Below are 16,861 nucleotides of genomic sequence, written 5' to 3'. Positions count from 1 at the left end.
GCGATTGATTGGAGGGATCTGCTATGAAAGCCTACATCGTGTTCGCCCATCCCGGTGAGTCGAGCTTCAACCATAGCATCTTGCAAAAAGTCACATCATACATGGACAAGGAAGGAATCGACTACCGTGTCAACGATTTGTACAAAACCAACTTTCAGCCTGTCTTCTCCGAAAGCGATATGCACAATATCGCCGAAGGGCGCGTCAGCGGTGACATCGAAGAGGAACAGCAGCAGGTGACGGACGCCGATCTTCTGGTCATGATCTATCCGGTCTACTGGTGGTCGCAGCCCGCGATTTTAAAGGGCTGGATCGACCGCGTATTCACGCACAAGTTCGCCTTCCGTTACGAAGCGGATGGACCCGTCGGCCTGTTAACCGGAAAACGCGCCATCGTGATCACGACAACGCGCGAATCGGAAGAAGAGATGCAGCGCAGCGGCATGGATGAAGTGCTGGAAAAGCAGATCGCAGACGGCGTACTCTCTTTCGTTGGCTGCAAGCCGGTGGCTTATCGCAATTTTTCAGCTGTCTCGCATGTGGATGACAGCGACCGTGCAGAGATGGAGCGGGGAGTGGAACAACTGTTTGAATCGGTTCTCAAGCCGGTCCTTCTCTAATCCATTTATATAGAAGAAACAGGCACGTCCTTTTCCGGAGCGTGCCTGTTCCCTTTTTGCGTTCCTTGCTCATCGTTACGGTTTGACCGCTTGCTGCATGCGCTTTTTCGTAATGTAATCTGTTTCGTAATATTGCAGATCTTCACGCATTTGCTCAAAAATTTTGGAAAGCGACAGCGTCAGATTGCGAAGCGCAGGCGTTACCTCTTTGCGAAACAAAATCGCGTCTTGCCCCGTATAGGAGTAGCGACCATCTTCATCGTATACTTCGCCTTTTGGATAATAAAAATTGTTCACACAGGAGTGATACACTTGAAACAACGCTTCTTCAGCAAACTCTTCGTTGAAGCGGGCGCGACGCAAACAAATGCCCAATTTTTCATAGGCATTCTCTGAATAGACAAACAAATGGCGTAAATCCGACAAATAGTTCCGATAGTACGCTTCGTAGTCTTCTGGATCACCCGATTCTTGAATCAGGCTGGTCAATGTGACCTGGTTCAAATATCTCTCCAACTCCATGCTTACCTTTTTCAAACGGTGGTATGTGTCCTCGCAGAGCTGCTTCAAGTGTGTTCCAGACATGAGTACCTCCTCGGGGCGTAAAAAGGATGATAAGTTCTTCTTTCCATTGTAAAAAATTCGTGAAATATTCACAAGTGCTTTTTCTTTGCCAGCGTGCAGCTTCACCCCGCCCATTGTATTCATTTTGCCCCGGTGCGGGAACGATTTGAGACGTTCCCCAAAAGAAAAAAACCTCCGTGTGCAGGAGGTTTTCTCTTCTCACGCCTGTGGAACGGCAACACTGGTCTCCTCGGCACCCGCCTTGGCAGCGATTTTTCGCGATTGCAGCAGATAGGCCAAATATGCGAGGAACAAACCGATTACGGCCATGAGCATCAGCACAGCCAAGTCCGTGCGTATCGCCTCCATCCCGTGGCCTTTGGTCAGCACTTCGCGGACCGCGTGCAAAAAGTAGGTGAGCGGAAGCGACTTGCCGATGCCCGCAATCACCGCAGGCATTGACATCAGCGGCCAGGTGAAGCCTGACAGCATGAAGGATGGGACCGCGATCAGCATCGCAAGCTGTGTCGCCTGAAGCTGGTCCTTGGTAACATAGGAAATCGCGAAGCCGATGGACAGGACGGCAATGTTAAACAGCGTACCTGCCAGAATCAAATAGGCAGGGTTCCCGTAATACGGCACCTCAAACCATTTGAGCACCATGGTGAACGTCACGATCAGGTTGAATGTCGACAAGATGAAATAAGGCGTCAGTTTTCCCAAGACCAATTGGAAAAAGCGATACGATCGGACGGTCTGCTGCCATGTGCCCAAGTCTTTCTCACGCGCGACAGCCAGTGACACGCCAAGGAACAGCACTTGCTGCAGCACCGTTCCGCCCAAGCCGAAAACCATAAAGGACAAATAGCTGAACGTTGGATTGTACAAGACGCGGTAACGATAGTCGATTCCCGTGAAGAAGTTTTTCCCGTCTTCACCCCACTCGCCTTTTGCCTCCAGCTTTTTCAGGGTGACTCCGGCCGAAATCGATTTGATCAGCGTATTGGCTGCCCGCACGGCCGTATTGGAGATCATCATGTTGCTGCCATCGATGATGGTCAAAACTTCCGCTTCCTTGCCGCTCTTTGCTTTTTCCGCCAAGCCGGCCGGAATGATCAGACCGACATAAGCAGCGCCCTTGTCGATGGTCTTCATCGCTTCGTCTTCGCTTGGCACAATCGCGCTGACCGCAAAAGTGGCATCGACATCAAACGCGCGGATCAGCTCCCGGCTGATTTCCGAATGATCGCTGTCAACGACGACAACCGGGATTTCCATCACTTTCTTTTCACTGTACAGATTGCCGAACAGCGTAAAATACAAGATCGGCACGACCAGAAGCACGGAAATCATCGATGGGTTTTTGAAAATGGACTGCCATTCGCGAAAGAATAGCTCGTTGATCTTGCTCACTTGCGGCCAACCCCTTCAAGCTGCCATTCGATGGACAGCCCTGGTCGGAGCTGTTGGTTGGATACATCCACCTTCACCATAAATGCGCGCACATCGCGGTCACCCAGCTCGGTTGTCGCTTTCTTGACAGCAAAATCAGCCGCAGGGGCGATCATCGTAATTTTTCCGTTCACCTCTTTATCGAGGGAAGGCACATACAATTTGGTTTCCTGGCCGACAGCAAGCGAACCGATTTTGTTTTCATCCAGATAAAATTTCGCAAACTGCTCATCCTGCGCCTGGATCGTAATGACGGTCAGCCCTTGTGCCACCAGCTCCCCTTTTTGCACGGAAACCGATTTGACGACGCCGTTTACCGGTGCCAAAAGCTTTGTATTTTTCAAATAGGCGTCGATTTCATCCAGCGCGCCTTTTGCCTGCTGGACGCCCGCTTGCGCCGATTTGGCATCCAATTGCTTGATGCCGACCTGCCCTTTTGCCGCAACCGCTTGCTCGTACGCAGCGGTCGCCTGTGCGACCTGTGCGCGGGAAGCATCGATTTGCTCCTGGCGTGCACCGCTTTGCGCCATTTTCAGCTGTTCCTGCACGGCTGCCAGCTCAGCGGAAGCCTGCTCGAACTGCATGGTCGCCTGCTCAACGGTTACTTTCGGCACCGCGCCCTGCGCATAGAGCTGTTCCATCCGCTCTTTTTGCTTTTTCGCCGTATCGTAGCCGTTTTGCGTTGCCACCAGCTTCGCTTTCAGCTGGGCGACTTCCTCAGGCCGCGCCCCGTTTTTGTTCGCCTGCAGCTGGGCGGTTGCCGCCGAAACGGTTGCCTGTGCCTGGCTGACCTGCGCATTGCTCGTTTCTGCCGTGACGGCCACACCTTTGTTCGCCTGCTCCACTTTCACCTGTGCCAGCTGATAGGCTGCCGCTGCCTGCTCCCGTTTCGCCAAAAGCTCATCGCTCGAAAGCTGCGCCACGAGATCGCCCGCTTTCACCTGGTCGCCTTCTTTTACATGGATCGCCTCGATCGAGCCCGCCATTTTGAACGCGAGGTCCACTTCGTTTCCTTCTACCACGCTGACGGTGGCGCCCAATTGGCTGCCCAACGCCGTCCCCTGTCCTCCCGGCGCAAGCAGATAGCTGCCTAAAGCAACGATGCATGCGACGAAACCGGTAATGCCAATGATCGAACGTGCCTTGCTCATGTTACGTTTCTCCCCTGTTCCTTTTCTCTCTTATGATTGTAAGCCCAATGCGCCTTTGCACAGGGCGATCAAGGTGTTGCGCGTCTCATCGGTGTAGATCGCTTCCCCCCGGTACATTTGCCGCAGCGCGGTGAAGCCAACCATGCCGAAAAGCGCCGACGCCAATGTGTGCACATCCAGCTCCGCATTGATGATGCCTTGCTCCTGCAGCGTGCGGAGGAATTTTTCCATGGTGGCAAAATATTCGCCAAGCAAGGAGCCGATCATCGAATCGCGCTCCTGGTCCCCTGAGCTGAATTGCAGCAGCAAAATGCACAAATCTTTGTGATCGGCGAAAAAGCGCAGATGCTCATCAAAGACGGCCAGCATGCGCTCTGCCACACTGCGTCCCTCGTCCTGCATGGCGTGGGTTACCGTCTGCACGAGGAGGTCGACTCCTTTTCGGTTGACGTAATAAAACAGCTCTTCCTTTGTTTTAAAGTGGTAGTACAGCGTACCTTTCGCCACGTTGGCCACGTCTGCGATCGCATCCATCGTCGTTTCCGCATAGCCGTTTTGGGCAAAAGCCCGCAGCGCGCCTTCGGTAATCAAATCCTTTTTCGACATCACACTCAGCCTCTCGTTTTTATTAAACTGACTGGTCAGTACAAAAAGAGTTTACTCCTCTCCTTTTCAAACGTCAAGGAGGATTTGGCAACTTTGGTTCAGAATTCTCCTTTGTATACCGTTTCCTAGGAAATAAAGGAGGATGCACGCTTTGCAGCTTTTTCGCTTTGATCCCGCAGTCATGCGCCCCATTGAGATGTACGGAAGCAAACAGGTCGGGATTTCCCCGATTATCCGCGTGGAAGGCCGCGCGCACATCGGCTGCCTGCATTTTGCCGAAAACAGCTTGGTCGGTTTTCATCCGGCTGTCGGCAAGCAGCTATTTTTGGTTGTACAGGGGGAAGGTTGGGTGCGTGCCGAGGGCACGGAGGTTGTTCGTTTGCGCGCCGGGGAAGCGGCCTTTTGGGAGGATGGAGAAGGGCATGAGTCCGGCTCCGATGCCGGTATGACCGTAATCGTCGTCGAAGGGCCCGATTTGAACCCCGCTGCGTTAATGCGTTCGCTTGGGCTGGAACAGGCGTAAGCGATTCGGTTTTTTCACAAAAAAAAGCTCCCTTCTCAACACCGGAAGGGAGTTCTTCGTCTTCAAGCTAGTCTTGATCCATAATCAGTTGCAGCGTGTCGCGGGTCGACGGAAGCGGCGACACTCCCATCTGTTCCTTCAGCTTTGCCACGCATTTTTCATACCATTTCAATGATAGCGAGCGGTTATTTTGCCGATGATAGCAAATCATCAACAGCCGGTACGCTTCTTCCCAGCAATCATCGATTTGCAAAATCTTCTCGCACCAGCGAATCGATGCTTCATACTGCTCCAGCGCCAGGTAGGCTTGCGCAAGCTTTTCCGCCCCGCGCAAATACAAGACGCCAAGCCGCTCCCGCTCTTCAATACACCAATCCTCATAGCGGCAGTCAGGCAAATATTCGCCTTGATAATACGCCAAGCCTTTTTCCAAAAGCGCGGTCGCTTGCTTGTGATCCGCCTCTGCCAGCCCGGAGACAACCAGTCGTTCGAACTCCTCCGCATCAAGCTGATAGCCTGAGGCCAGATTAAAGCCGTACGATGAGCCGTGGCGTTGGATAAAAAACGCGGTTGCACGCGCTTCCCGATTCGGTTCCAGCGCTTTGTTCAAGGCGTTGAGCGCTACCTTGAAATCGCGCTGGGCCGCCTCTTCGTCCTGTTCCGCCCAAAGCAGGTCGATGATCTCCTCACGCGCCAACAAATTGTGCCTCCGCGTCAGCAGCAGCTGGAACAACAGCTTTGCTTTGCCGCGCTGCCAGGCCCGCTCGCCAAGCTCTCGCTGATCGAGCCAAATCCGGAAACTCCCCAGCGTCGTGATCCGCAGCGTATAACCGGGGTGAAACGCGACGTTTTGCAGCCCCAGCTCTGTCAGCAGCTGCGAGACGTAATTCGGCTGAACTTGCCGCTTTTGCGCTTCGATGAGAATCGGCAGCAGCTTCTGCACACCTGTTGGCGTAAACATCGTCGGACGCTGCAGCAAAAACTGGTACTCCCCCGCCTGAATCGCGGTGAGCGCAGCGGAAACCGTCGGAACGAAGCTGTTCCAGTCTTCCCGTTTGTAAGCCAGGTAGCTGAGCCAAAGCCTGCAGATCGCCAGGTTGAAAATGTCTCCGCACTGGCTGAATCGTTCGACACATTGCAAAAACACAGGCTCTGCCAACGCATATTCGTCGCAGTTCGCATATGCGATGCCCATCCCCAGCCGTATCAAGGCATCGACCCAGTCATCCTGGATGACGGCGGTTTCCTGCAGTCCCCGCTCGGCGCAAGCCAACGCCGCATCGAGCGATTTTTCCGTGGCATACAGCAAGGTGAGGCCCATCAGCGTTTCTGCTTTCCCCCGATTGGAATTGATCTCTTCGAGGATCGCCAGTCCCCCCTGATACAAGGCGCGAATCTCTTCAACTGACTTTTCCTTGTGCAGCAAGGCGGAATGGGCCTTGCGAATATAACCGTACGCCTCGACAAACGGCGAATTGGCGGCTTTGCCCAGTTCGATTGCCTTTTCGGAAACGATGATGCCTTTTTCCCGTTCACCCGTCATGGCATAGACAAAAGCCAGTACGAGGGACGTTTCCCGGTACGAGCGGGTCAGCGCGACCGTTCCCTCCTGTTTGTCAGGTTGCCACGCCTTTTCCAGCAGTTGAATCGCCGCCTGCATGCGGCCCGTGCGGAACAGGAGGCGGGCCTCGCCTTCCAGCTCGGCTTTTTGCTCCAGCTCGCGGGTGCGCTCGATCCAGTGGCTGGCGAGACCCGTATTCCCCCGGTTCGTATACACCTCAGCGAGCAGACTGTACAAGCGTGCTGCAAGAATGTCATCGTCCCCCGGATTCAGCATCGAGACCGCCCGTTTGAGCAAAAGCTCCGCCTTCAAGCCTTGGACACTGTCCAAATGCACGCGCGCTTGCCCTTCCAAGCCCCGGCAAATGCCGATGTTGTCATGCGCCTCCTCGCAGCGTTCGATATAGCGCCCATAGGAGGAAAGCGCTTGCGGGTAGACGCAGCGCGAACGTTCAATTTCGCCTTGGTAATACCACAGCAGCGGGAAACGTTCTTTCGATTCAACAGGCAGCGCCAGAATCCAATTGTAAAGCGGATCAAGCTGGCCGGTCTGCAGCATTTCATTGCCGCAATCCGCAAGCAGCTCGCCAATCTCCTCCCACGCCTCGACGCGCCGCAAATGCTCGAGGGCATCAAGCGTTCTGCCGGCTTGCGCCTCGAACCGGGCAATCCGCATCGAGAGCTGCTGAAAATGTTCGGGCTGTGCCATCAGCTTTTGCATCAACACCTGGCGCAAAAGCGGATGATACGTCCACTCCTGCTCTCGCGTATCGGCAAACAGCAGGCGCCTGCGCTTCGCCTCTTCAAACAAGCGGTCAAACGATTCCGTTTGCCGGAAAAGGTGCATCCATTTTTGCTTTGTCAACACATCGCAAACCGCCCCGTCGAGCAGAAACGACCGCATGTCCTCCGATAATGGCAGCACGACCTCCGAATCCCAGTAGCACAGCAATTCTTTGCGCACAACCGAGTGCTCGCCAAGAAGCTCCGGTATCGTTTGCCCTTCCATCACATGCTCAGCCAAATAGCGCAAGCCGACGATCCACCCTGCCGTCCATTGCTCCAGCAGCGCCAGATCTTCTTCCGCGATCTCATAGCTATAGTCTCCCTGAAGCCATTCGCGCATGTCTTCTTTTGTGAACCGCAAATCGGCTTCCGTGATTTCCCCTGCTTCTCCACGCAGCCTGCTTGCCGCAAACCAGCTCCAATTCGGAGCGACACGGGAAATCACGACGATCCGGGCATTCGCCGGCAGATGCAAAAGCACCTGCTGCATCCACGAATCCACAGCACTCACCGTGAGCGCGTGATGGTATTGATCCACTACAAGCAGAAGGTCGTCTCCCAGCTTGGCAGCATCATTGCAGAACAGGGCCGCACATTCACGAACAAATGCCTCTGCAGGCACCTGACCGCGCTGTTCCTCGATATGCTGCTTAAGCGATGCCCCGAATTCCGGAAACCGCACTCGCACGGCTTCCACAAGATAAGCAATAAAAACAGGAAGGTCGGTATCTTCCTGATCGATTCGATACCAGCAGGCTGGAATGTGCTGATCGGCGACATACGTTGCCATCGCTGCAGTTTTGCCAAAACCCGCGCCCGCTGCGACAAGCGACACCGGATTGGCTAAAAGGCCACGAATTTTCCGGGCCAATCGTGGACGTCGCCAGATATGGACCTGAATGCGTGGCAAGGTCAGCTTTGAAAGCATCATGGTAGGCTTCATCCGCTCGCTCACTCTCCTCATTACCTTACCTACCATATTCCCTTTTTCCCCGGGAATTCCTGCAAACGCTTTACATGCAAAAACGACCAGTCCCGATCGAAAAGCTCGATGGTAATGGCCGCTTGCCTTTGTCAATCCACCAGATTGTAGCCTCTGGTAACGTAGCCCATATCATTCAACAGGGAAATGAACTCATCATCGGTCAGCTTTTCACCCCGATGGATGCGTTGGTGCAAATCGCTGATCCGCTCGTACATTGCCGGCTGCGTGGCGATATAAATGTTGTTGTAGCGGGATTCCGCCTGCAGTCGAGGGCGCAGGACGCGGATGATGTCCTTGTGGAAGCCGTCTGTCGTCTCATTCATGCGCGTGGCAGAAGTCCTCCGCTTGTCCGGGTGAGGGTGGGCCGTATTGCGCATATCTGTATGATTCCGACCGTCCGTCAGCACGCCGACGATCAGGTTGTCCAAATACGCGACTATTTTGATGTCGAGCACACCTGGCAATGACTCCGCCCGTTTCTCCAGCTGATCGATCAATCCCGGCTCCATCCGTTTCCTCGACTCCTGCATGTACAGATGGGCTACCCCTTTATCCACACCCAAACCGGAACCGTTATAGTTGTACCCGTACGTTTCAAATTTTGACTTAGGGAGTTGCTGCGGCCCCCGTGCCCCTTCCTTGTCCGGATAGAAAATGGCCACAGAGGTAATGGTAAGTGCGAGCAGCAATGCAATGACGATGCCCCTCATCGAAAGTCACCTCCTCACCAGTAGGATGGTGCTTGTGCGGTGACTTTAGCCGAGTTAAGATTCTCCTCTTTGCCTACTCACATGAAGCGATCATGATATGCAGGTTTTTCGCCAGATCCAGCTCATACGGCTCGATCGCCTGACCGTCCGGCCCCTTGTAGATCCGAAGCAGCGGCCGGCTCGACAGCTCTGCCCGGTTATTGATCACGACGCCCGTTTCGCCTGTGGTCAGCACCACGCTGATGCCGAGCGGATAAAGCGCGACCGTGCCTTTGAAATCTTCGACCAGCTCCTTGGAAAAGTTGGTGCCCACCCCCGCGTACAAAACTTCGATCGCTTCATGCGGAAGCATGGCGTTTCGGTAAGTCCGGTTGCTGGTCAGCGCATCATAAACATCGCAGATCGCGATGATTTTTGCATACGGATGGATTTCAAGGTCTGTCAGGTTGCGCGGATACCCGCTGCCGTCAAAGCGCTCATGATGCTGAAAGGCGCAATGGGCGGTCAAGAGCGACAAATTATCTTGCCTGCGCAAAATTTCAAAACCGTATTCAGCATGTTTTTTCATCAGGAAAAACTCTTCTTCGGTCAGCCGACCGGGTTTGGACAAAATTTCATACGGCACCATCATTTTGCCGATGTCGTGCAAAATGGCGCCAAGGCCGATTTCCATCAATTCCTTCTGATTGAACCCTTTTCGCAATGCGACCGTGATCGCATAGAGCGTTACCTGAAATGAGTGTGTAAACACGTAATGATCAAATCCGCAAACACTGCCCAGCAGCGAAAGCGCTGTTTCGTTATGCTTCAGCTCGTCGATCAGGGAACCCATCACATTGCGAAACGCGCGGCCCAGATCGGTTTGGATCGGTTTGCAGTAAGAAGTGGCAGGCTGTGTCTGAAAGGCCTGGAACGTTTGGAGAATCGTCCCCATGGCTTCGCGGCGTGTCTGTTCGCTGACAACCTCGGGGATAACCAGATCTTCAAAGCGCTTGTCCTTGATATATACATGCGTTATGTTCGCCAATTTTAAGCGGTCAATCATCCGCTGGGTCAAATGCACGCCCTCACCGATCAACGTAATTCCCGACGCGCTGTAAATCGGTTTTGCGATTTGTTCGCCAACGATGACTTTGTGGATAGATGTTAGTCGCATGGTGCAACCTCGGTCTTCATAAGAATAATCTATATTGTAAAATGTTTTCTGCATTTCCGCAATTGGATGGCAATACTCTTGAAAATTCTGCCAAAGAAAAACGATCGGGCGTGTTGACATCTTTCCCCGGATTGTACATAATGATGGTATGTTCTGAATTATTCAAATTAACTGCCTACTTTCGCTTGATCTTTCTGCTCGAAAGACAGTCCGCGAATGACAGCCAGTTCGACCGTGGTTTGACGACCTCGGTTTGACTGGCTTTTTGTTTTTTCCAAAAGGAGGGATGCTCGTGGCAGGCGCGTTGGAGGGTATCACCATTCTTGATTTGTCCAGAGTGTTGGCTGGCCCGTTTTGCACGATGATGCTGGGCGATCTGGGTGCGGAAGTCATCAAGGTGGAGGGACCACGCTCCCCCGATGAAACCCGCACCTGGGGGCCGCCGTTTACCGGTGGCGAGAGCGCCTACTACCTTTGCGCCAATCGCAACAAGCGTGCCTTGACGCTCGATTTGAAGAGCGAGCAGGGCCGGGACGTTTTGAAACGGCTGGCCCTGCGCAGCGATGTGCTGGTGCAAAACTTCAAGAGCGGCACCCTTGAGAAATGGGGGCTAGGCTTTGACGTGCTGCACAAGGAAAACCCGCAGCTCATCATGGCCTCCATCACCGGATTTGGTCAAAACGGCCCGTACAAAGAAGCGCCGGGCTACGACTTCATGATCCAGGCGATGGCGGGACTGATGAGCATCACCGGCGAGCCAGAGGGCGCTCCGATGAAAACAGGGGTTGCCATCGCCGATATTTTGACCGGCTTGCATACGGCTGTCGCCATCCTTGCAGCCCTGCATGACCGCGACCGGACGGGACTGGGGCAAAGCCTCGACATCTCCCTGTTTGATTCGCAAATCGCCGCGCTGGTCAATGTGGCCAGCAACTATCTGATCTCCGGCCAAGTGCCGAAGCGGCTGGGCAACCAGCATCCGAACATCGTCCCGTACCAAGTATTCCCCACCCAGGATCGCGACATCGTCGTCGCGGTCGGCAATGATCGCCAGTTTGCCCGTTTTGCCGAAATCATCGGCATGCCGCAGCTGGCCAGCGATGAACGATTTGCCGCCAATGCCGACCGGGTGCGCAATCGCGGCGAGCTGATTCCGCTCATCACCCGGCAGCTGTGCAGACGCCCTGCCGCAGAGTGGCTTGCAGCGCTCGATCGGGCCGACATTCCAAACGGGCCGATCCATACGCTCGACACCTTGTTTGCCGATCCGCAGGTAGCGGCGCGCGAGATGGTGGTTGAAATGGCACACCCGACCGCAGAGCACATCCGGCTGGTCGGAAGCCCGTTCAAGCTTTCCCGTACACCGGTCGAAATGCGGCGGCATCCTCCCCTCCATGGTGAGCACACCGACAGCATCATGCGCGAGCTTGGCTATTCCGAACGGCAGATTGATGAAATGAAACGCAATCAAATCATTTAGGAGGAATCGTGACATGCTGAATTTTTCCCTGTCCCCTGAACAAGCAGAAGTGAAAAAAATGGTGCGCACCTTTGTCGATCGGGAAATCATCCCGTACATTCAAAAATGGGACGCCGACGGCCATTTTGAGCCGAGTGTCCTGAAGCGACTGGCAGACCTGTCTCTGATGGGCTCCTGCATCCCTGAGCAATATGGCGGCGCAGGCATGGATTACAATACGCTCGCCATCATTTGCGCGGAGCTGGAACGCGGCGACACCGCGTTTCGTACGGCCGTCTCGGTCCATACAGGGCTTAACAGCATGACGCTTTTGCAGTGGGGCACGGAAGCCCAGAAGCAAAAGTATCTGGTCCCACAGGCAAAAGGCGAAAAGCTCGGCGCATTCGGCCTGACAGAGCCGAATGCTGGGTCCGATGTCGCCGCCATGCTGACAACCGCACGCCGCGACGGTGACAGTTATGTGCTGAACGGGTCGAAAACGTGGATTTCCCTTTGCGATGTAGCCGACAATTTCCTGATTTTCGCCAAGACCGATCCTGATTTGAAGCATCATGGAATCAGCTGCTTTATCGTCGAGCGCACCTTCCCCGGCGTCACAACGAAAGCGATCAAGGGCAAGCTCGGCATTCGCGCGGGCAATACGGGCGAAGTATTTCTGGAGGACGTCCGGGTGCCGAAAGAAAACTTGCTCGGCCAGGAAGGCGAAGGCTTCAAAATCGCCATGGCTGCATTGGATAACGGACGCTTCACCGTCGCGGCGGGCGCATGCGGACTGATCGATGCGTGCCTCGAGGCAAGCGTGAAATACTGCCATGAACGCAAAACATTCGGCAAGGAAATCGGCAAGCACCAGCTCGTCCAGCAAATGATCGCCAAAATGGCCGCCAATCTCGAAATTGCGCAGCTGCTCGTGTACCGTGCAGGCTGGCTCAAAAACGAAGGCAAGCGCAATACGCAGGAAACGTCTCTGGCCAAATGGATCGCCTGTGACGCTGCCTTTGAAGCAGCCAACGATGCCGTCCAAATCCATGGTGCATACGGCTACTCCAACGAATACCCGGTTGAGCGCTTTTTGCGCAACTCCAAGGCGCCGGTCATTTACGAGGGCACGCGCGAAATCCATACGATCATGCAAGCCGAATATGCCTTGGGCTACCGAAGCGACAAACCGCTTTCCAAAATGCTCCCCGCTTGGCCGTTCGAAGAATAAGCTGCGTGTTTTTCAATAAAAATACGTTTACGGCATTTTTTCTCTTTTTGCCGTAAACGTATTTTTTGTGCGTATCAAAAGAAATTGCCGATGAGCGATTCTCACCGGCGGAAGAAAAAGATCGTTTCAAGTGGCATGATGGCGGAAGACGCACCTGGCTCTTCCGGGTGTCTGACTTGATTGACTCCATTACAGAGTATAGGAGGATCAAAGCCTTTTGGCAAGACAGGAATGGGCATTCGAGCCCAAATAGGTCTTTTCACCTTTTTTTGCGAAAAGAGCCGTTTTCGTCCCCATTTTTCGTCAAAACGGATTACAATTAAGAGACAGAAAGCGACAGATTTTTAGGGGAAGAGGACATGCTTATGATTAAGAAATTATTGGTGTTTTTCATGCTGGTCGCCATTCTGGCAACGATTCCTCCAAATGGCGGGTTTGCAAATTCCGCCTCGATCAAACTGGGCAATGAAGTGCTGCAAAATCACTTCATGCAGCTGCTCCAAGGAAAGCGCATTGGCCTCCTGACCAATCAGACCGGTGTCGACAGCACGGGTGCCAGCACCATTGACCTGATGCGGCAGATTCCCTCCGTTTCCTTGCATGCTTTATTCGCCCCTGCATACGGTTTGGATGGAAAAACCACAGCGAATCAGGAAAAAGCGTCCTATACGCATCCTGCGCTCCACATTCCCGTCTACTCCCTGAATGCAAAAACCGCAGCGCCTGCCAAAGCGATGTTTGGCAATATCGACGTGTTCCTGGTAGACTTGCAGGATTCCGGATCACGTACTTCTCCTTATCTCGCCAGTTTGTACATCTACCTGCAGGCAGCGCGGGACGCCGGCAAACCGGTCATCGTTCTGGACCGCCCCAACCCGCTCGGCGGAATCACGATGGAGGGGCCTGTCCTTGAAGACCCTTACCGATCCGCAATCGGCATCGACAACCTGCCGCTTGCGCACGGCATGACCATCGGCGAGCTGGCCCAGTTTTTCAACCGCGAAATCGGCGCCCACCTCATCGTCATCCCGATGGAAGGATATACGCGCAGCAAGCAATTTGCCGACACCGGTTTGGCGTGGGTGCCAAGTACGCCTGACCTGCCCGACCTGCAGGCAGTCATCGGCAGCATGGCCGCTGGCCTGACAGCTGGGCTTGCCATGACCCAAGAGGATCATTACGCCTGGATCGGTGGTCCCGGTATCGATTCCCAGCAGTTTGCTAACCTTTTGAATTTTGCGGGACTTCCCGGCGTCGTATTCGTTCCGGAGACCCACGGTACTTCCGGCGGCGTACGGCTGAACATTTTTGACGCCCGCCTGTTCAATCCGGCGAAAACAGGGTTGTACGCCATCGCGTATGCCCATTCGCTCGCACATTTCACGCTGCCGAAAAGCAACGGTGCCCCCACCCCGTTTGACTTGGCAATGGGGACGAACAAGATTGCCGCGCTGCTGGAGCAAAACGCCAGCCCTGAACAAATCGTCAAATCGTATGCGCCGCAGCTCGCCGCTTTTGCAGAGTTGCGCAAAAAGTACCTGATCTACAGCGACACACCGTATGTCGTCATGGCGCCTGTCTACAACAAACCGGTCGTTGCGGCACCGGCAAAGCTGTTCCGTCCGTATCAGCAGCCGAAGCCAGCCGCGCCGGGCAATCCGGGGACAGCCACGACGCCCGGCACCAGCGCCCCGGCGACAAAACCGCCTGCAGCGACTGCTCCGCAGACAAAACCTGCCGGAAAAGTGGCGTATCTGACCTTTGACGACGGACCGTCTCCCGTAACGACGAAAATCCTTGACATTTTAAAGAAGGATAACATCAAAGCGACTTTCTTCGTCGTCGGACGGAACGTGAAGGGAAGAGAGCAAATCTTGCAGCGCGCGCTCGCGGAAGGCCACACAATCGGCGGCCATACCTATTCGCATAACTACCAGACGATCTACAAAAGTCCGGACGCGTTCCTGAAAGACCTGGAACTCGGCAACAAGATGATCAAAAACGCCATCGGGATCGAGCCTACGGTGTTCCGCTATCCGGGTGGCAGCACGAACACGGTCAGCCTGAAATATCAAGATCCTGCGCACTATAGCAAAGCCAAACCGGTCATGGGCGCCATCAAAGCGGAGATGAACCAAAAAGGTTATCATTTCATCGACTGGAACGTCAGCAACGGCGATGCCTCGACCAATCATTACACGGCCGCCTCCGCCCTTCTGCAGGTGAAGCAGCAGGTCAAGAAAAAGCAGCAGGTCGTGATTTTGATGCATGATGCCACGCCGAAAATGCCGACGGTTGAAGCGCTCCCCGCTGTCATCGCGTTTTTGAAGCAGCAAGGCTATACGTTCCAAACGTTGAGCGCGGACGTCCCTACCGTAGCGCACGTCAAGTAAACGTTCTTAACTACCCGCATAATCGAACCGGCTGTTTGGAGGATGCTTCTCGCACAGCCGGTTTTTTCATGGAAACGGGTTCGCTCTCCAGGCAGGTTTTGTCGAAAACTTTTTCCCTATCCCCAATCACTACTGACATACTGTTGTCAGTAGCAGTCTGCTACGATGAAGACAAACGAGCGAAGGAGTGCTGTGATTATGGATACGAAAACGATCTTGCACCATTTTGAAGAGACTGCTGCCTTTTATATGAAAGAGCTGGACCGCTATTCAGCAGAAGCGCTGGCGAAAAAACCTACCGATGACGAATGGTCGATTGGGCAAATGTACGATCATCTGCTGCACAGCGCGAACCACATGCAGCTGAAAGCAGTCGAAGCCTGTGCCCTTGGACAAGGAACGGTCGGAGCGGAAAAATCGGAAGCGGGTGCGCATATTTTTGCCTTGGGGCAATTCCCGCCGATCCAGATCAAAGTGCCTGCCTCCGCCCAGTACGCCCCGTCCAATGAGCATACGCCGGAAGAGCTGAAGCAGCGCCTGCAAGCGCTCGTGGAAAAAATGCGCGAGGTGGAGCCGACACTGTCTGCCATTTCGCCGGAGCAGCGCTTTTCACATCCGCGTTTAGGCCATTTAAGCGCCGTTGAATGGTATCAATTGGTCGCTATGCATTTCAATCATCACCTCCGCCAAAAAGAGCGGCTGGATCAATTCGTTGGGGCTTAGGCTTCCCGTGCTGTGACGTAAAAAGCCCAGAAATCGCCTTCTTCTCAACGGAACGCGATTCCTGGGCCACTCATCTGCTTACCATACAGCCTGATTTTACCGTCTTTCAATTTTTTTCACATCGCCATAAATCACATAAACCGGATTCCCGCCGTTATTGAGCCACAGCGCAAATATTTTCCCGCCAAAGTATTTGACTTCCTCAAATATTCCTTCAATTTTACGACCGTTCGTATACGTAATAAGATAACGATTTCCTTTGATCAGTTTCATCTTACGCACCTACTATGTTTGGTTTGTCGTATGGGGTTGGAAAACCTGGCTACGCCATGCTTTTTGGCGGGGCCGCGGTTGCGCTTATACTGGATAAGAATTTATAAAATTCTTATCTGTAGAACGAAAAACAGGCACGCTTCCGAGTAAAATAATGGAAAGCGCTTGTCCTCTTCCCATTATATCGGGTTGTGCCTGTTTATTCAAAATGTAATTGGGTGCAGATTACTTGTTTATGTTGGCGATCAGCTTGTCTGCGCTCGTCTCATCATTGTCAAACAGGACAAGGTCTTTCAATTCAACCTCGTCGACGGTTTGGATGACGCTTGAAAACTTATCGGTCAATTGTTGCATGTCTACTTTTTTGTCCATTTCCACGTCGAGTACCAAAACCAGTTTCTTTTTCACGCTCTTGCCACCTCATCCTCATGATCAATCTGTTCTATCGTAACACGTTTGCTTGCCAACGGAAACCGCGTTTTGGCCCTCATCATTTCGCAAAAACAAAAAAGGCTTACTGCTGAAAACTCATCAGTAAAACCTCTCGTAAACGTAGTATGGCGGAGGGAGCAGGATTCGAACCCGCGTGAGCTTGCACTCTAACGGTTTTCAAGACCGCCCCGTTATGACCACTTCGGTATCCCTCCGTATGCGTTTCACAAGTGATAC

At 53.6% G+C, this 16,861-nt stretch carries 15 protein-coding genes and 1 tRNA gene; 6 read left to right on the top strand and 10 right to left on the bottom strand.

Features of this window, described 5'->3' with window-relative positions; translation table 11 throughout:
• Positions 1–23 precede the first annotated feature (23 nt).
• Positions 24–620: an NAD(P)H-dependent oxidoreductase gene (locus ACTID9_RS11270; RefSeq protein ID WP_441071334.1), complete on the top strand. Its 597-nt coding sequence runs from the start codon at positions 24–26 to the stop codon at positions 618–620.
• 75 nt (positions 621–695) lie between these two features.
• Here the strand turns inward: ACTID9_RS11270 and ACTID9_RS11265 are convergent, their stop codons facing one another.
• The 4 genes from ACTID9_RS11265 to ACTID9_RS11250 form a co-directional block, all read right to left on the bottom strand.
• On the bottom strand, positions 696–1,205 hold the full coding sequence (locus tag ACTID9_RS11265; protein ID WP_441071333.1) for a DUF3907 family protein: 510 nt from the start codon (positions 1,203–1,205) through the stop codon (positions 696–698).
• Positions 1,206–1,403: 198 nt separating this feature from the next.
• The gene (locus tag ACTID9_RS11260) at positions 1,404–2,597 is read right to left on the bottom strand and encodes an ABC transporter permease (protein WP_441071332.1); all 1,194 of its coding nucleotides are present in this window, start codon (positions 2,595–2,597) and stop codon (positions 1,404–1,406) included.
• Positions 2,594–3,787, bottom strand: coding sequence for an HlyD family secretion protein (locus ACTID9_RS11255; protein WP_441071331.1), 1,194 nt, complete (start codon positions 3,785–3,787; stop codon positions 2,594–2,596). Before ACTID9_RS11255 ends, ACTID9_RS11260 begins: the two co-directional genes overlap by 4 nt.
• Before the next feature lie 30 nt (positions 3,788–3,817).
• The gene (locus ACTID9_RS11250) at positions 3,818–4,393 is read right to left on the bottom strand and encodes a TetR/AcrR family transcriptional regulator (RefSeq protein ID WP_441071330.1); all 576 of its coding nucleotides are present in this window, start codon (positions 4,391–4,393) and stop codon (positions 3,818–3,820) included.
• Positions 4,394–4,544: 151 nt separating this feature from the next.
• On the opposite strand from ACTID9_RS11250, the gene ACTID9_RS11245 reads away from it, so the two are divergent.
• Positions 4,545–4,916 (top strand): cupin domain-containing protein, encoded by a 372-nt coding sequence (locus ACTID9_RS11245; RefSeq protein ID WP_441071329.1) that lies wholly within the window; start codon positions 4,545–4,547, stop codon positions 4,914–4,916.
• Between the two features lie 67 nt (positions 4,917–4,983).
• On the opposite strand, the gene ACTID9_RS11240 is transcribed toward ACTID9_RS11245, so the two are convergent.
• The 3 genes from ACTID9_RS11240 to ACTID9_RS11230 all read right to left on the bottom strand — a co-directional run bounded on the left by ACTID9_RS11240 (position 4,984) and on the right by ACTID9_RS11230 (position 10,113).
• Positions 4,984–8,205: a BTAD domain-containing putative transcriptional regulator gene (locus ACTID9_RS11240; RefSeq protein ID WP_441071328.1), complete on the bottom strand. Its 3,222-nt coding sequence runs from the start codon at positions 8,203–8,205 to the stop codon at positions 4,984–4,986.
• A 131-nt stretch (positions 8,206–8,336) separates the two neighbouring features.
• Positions 8,337–8,957, bottom strand: a complete 621-nt coding sequence (locus ACTID9_RS11235; RefSeq protein WP_441071327.1) for a sporulation protein — start codon at positions 8,955–8,957, stop codon at positions 8,337–8,339.
• A gap of 73 nt (positions 8,958–9,030) precedes the next feature.
• Positions 9,031–10,113 (bottom strand): HD-GYP domain-containing protein, encoded by a 1,083-nt coding sequence (locus ACTID9_RS11230; protein ID WP_441071326.1) that lies wholly within the window; start codon positions 10,111–10,113, stop codon positions 9,031–9,033.
• A gap of 292 nt (positions 10,114–10,405) precedes the next feature.
• Between ACTID9_RS11230 and ACTID9_RS11225 the strand changes: the two genes are divergently transcribed.
• From ACTID9_RS11225 to ACTID9_RS11210, 4 genes are all read left to right on the top strand, one after another.
• Positions 10,406–11,593, top strand: a complete 1,188-nt coding sequence (locus ACTID9_RS11225) for a CaiB/BaiF CoA transferase family protein (RefSeq protein WP_441071325.1) — start codon at positions 10,406–10,408, stop codon at positions 11,591–11,593.
• 16 nt (positions 11,594–11,609) lie between these two features.
• Positions 11,610–12,803, top strand: coding sequence for an acyl-CoA dehydrogenase family protein (locus ACTID9_RS11220; protein WP_441072553.1), 1,194 nt, complete (start codon positions 11,610–11,612; stop codon positions 12,801–12,803).
• Between the two features lie 365 nt (positions 12,804–13,168).
• Complete coding sequence (locus ACTID9_RS11215; RefSeq protein ID WP_441071324.1) at positions 13,169–15,196, top strand: exo-beta-N-acetylmuramidase NamZ domain-containing protein; 2,028 nt, start codon at positions 13,169–13,171, stop codon at positions 15,194–15,196.
• 198 nt (positions 15,197–15,394) lie between these two features.
• On the top strand, positions 15,395–15,919 hold the full coding sequence (locus ACTID9_RS11210; RefSeq protein WP_441071323.1) for a DinB family protein: 525 nt from the start codon (positions 15,395–15,397) through the stop codon (positions 15,917–15,919).
• Between the two features lie 96 nt (positions 15,920–16,015).
• Here ACTID9_RS11210 and ACTID9_RS11205 read toward each other — a convergent pair whose 3' ends face one another.
• The 3 genes from ACTID9_RS11205 to ACTID9_RS11195 all read right to left on the bottom strand — a co-directional run bounded on the left by ACTID9_RS11205 (position 16,016) and on the right by ACTID9_RS11195 (position 16,839).
• Positions 16,016–16,192, bottom strand: coding sequence for a hypothetical protein (locus ACTID9_RS11205; RefSeq protein ID WP_441071322.1), 177 nt, complete (start codon positions 16,190–16,192; stop codon positions 16,016–16,018).
• 225 nt (positions 16,193–16,417) lie between these two features.
• Positions 16,418–16,600 carry a hypothetical protein gene (locus tag ACTID9_RS11200; RefSeq protein WP_441071321.1) on the bottom strand — a complete coding sequence of 61 codons (183 nt, stop codon included), beginning with the start codon at positions 16,598–16,600 and terminating at the stop codon, positions 16,418–16,420.
• Between the two features lie 150 nt (positions 16,601–16,750).
• Positions 16,751–16,839 (bottom strand) — tRNA-Ser (locus tag ACTID9_RS11195).
• Positions 16,840–16,861: the final 22 nt, after the last annotated feature.

The organism is Brevibacillus fluminis (assembly GCF_052072235.1).
Taxonomy (GTDB): Bacteria; Bacillota; Bacilli; order Brevibacillales; family Brevibacillaceae; genus Brevibacillus_D; species Brevibacillus_D fluminis_A.
Note: the sequence above shows the minus strand (reverse complement) of the source record. Positions and strands in the feature narration are given on the sequence as shown.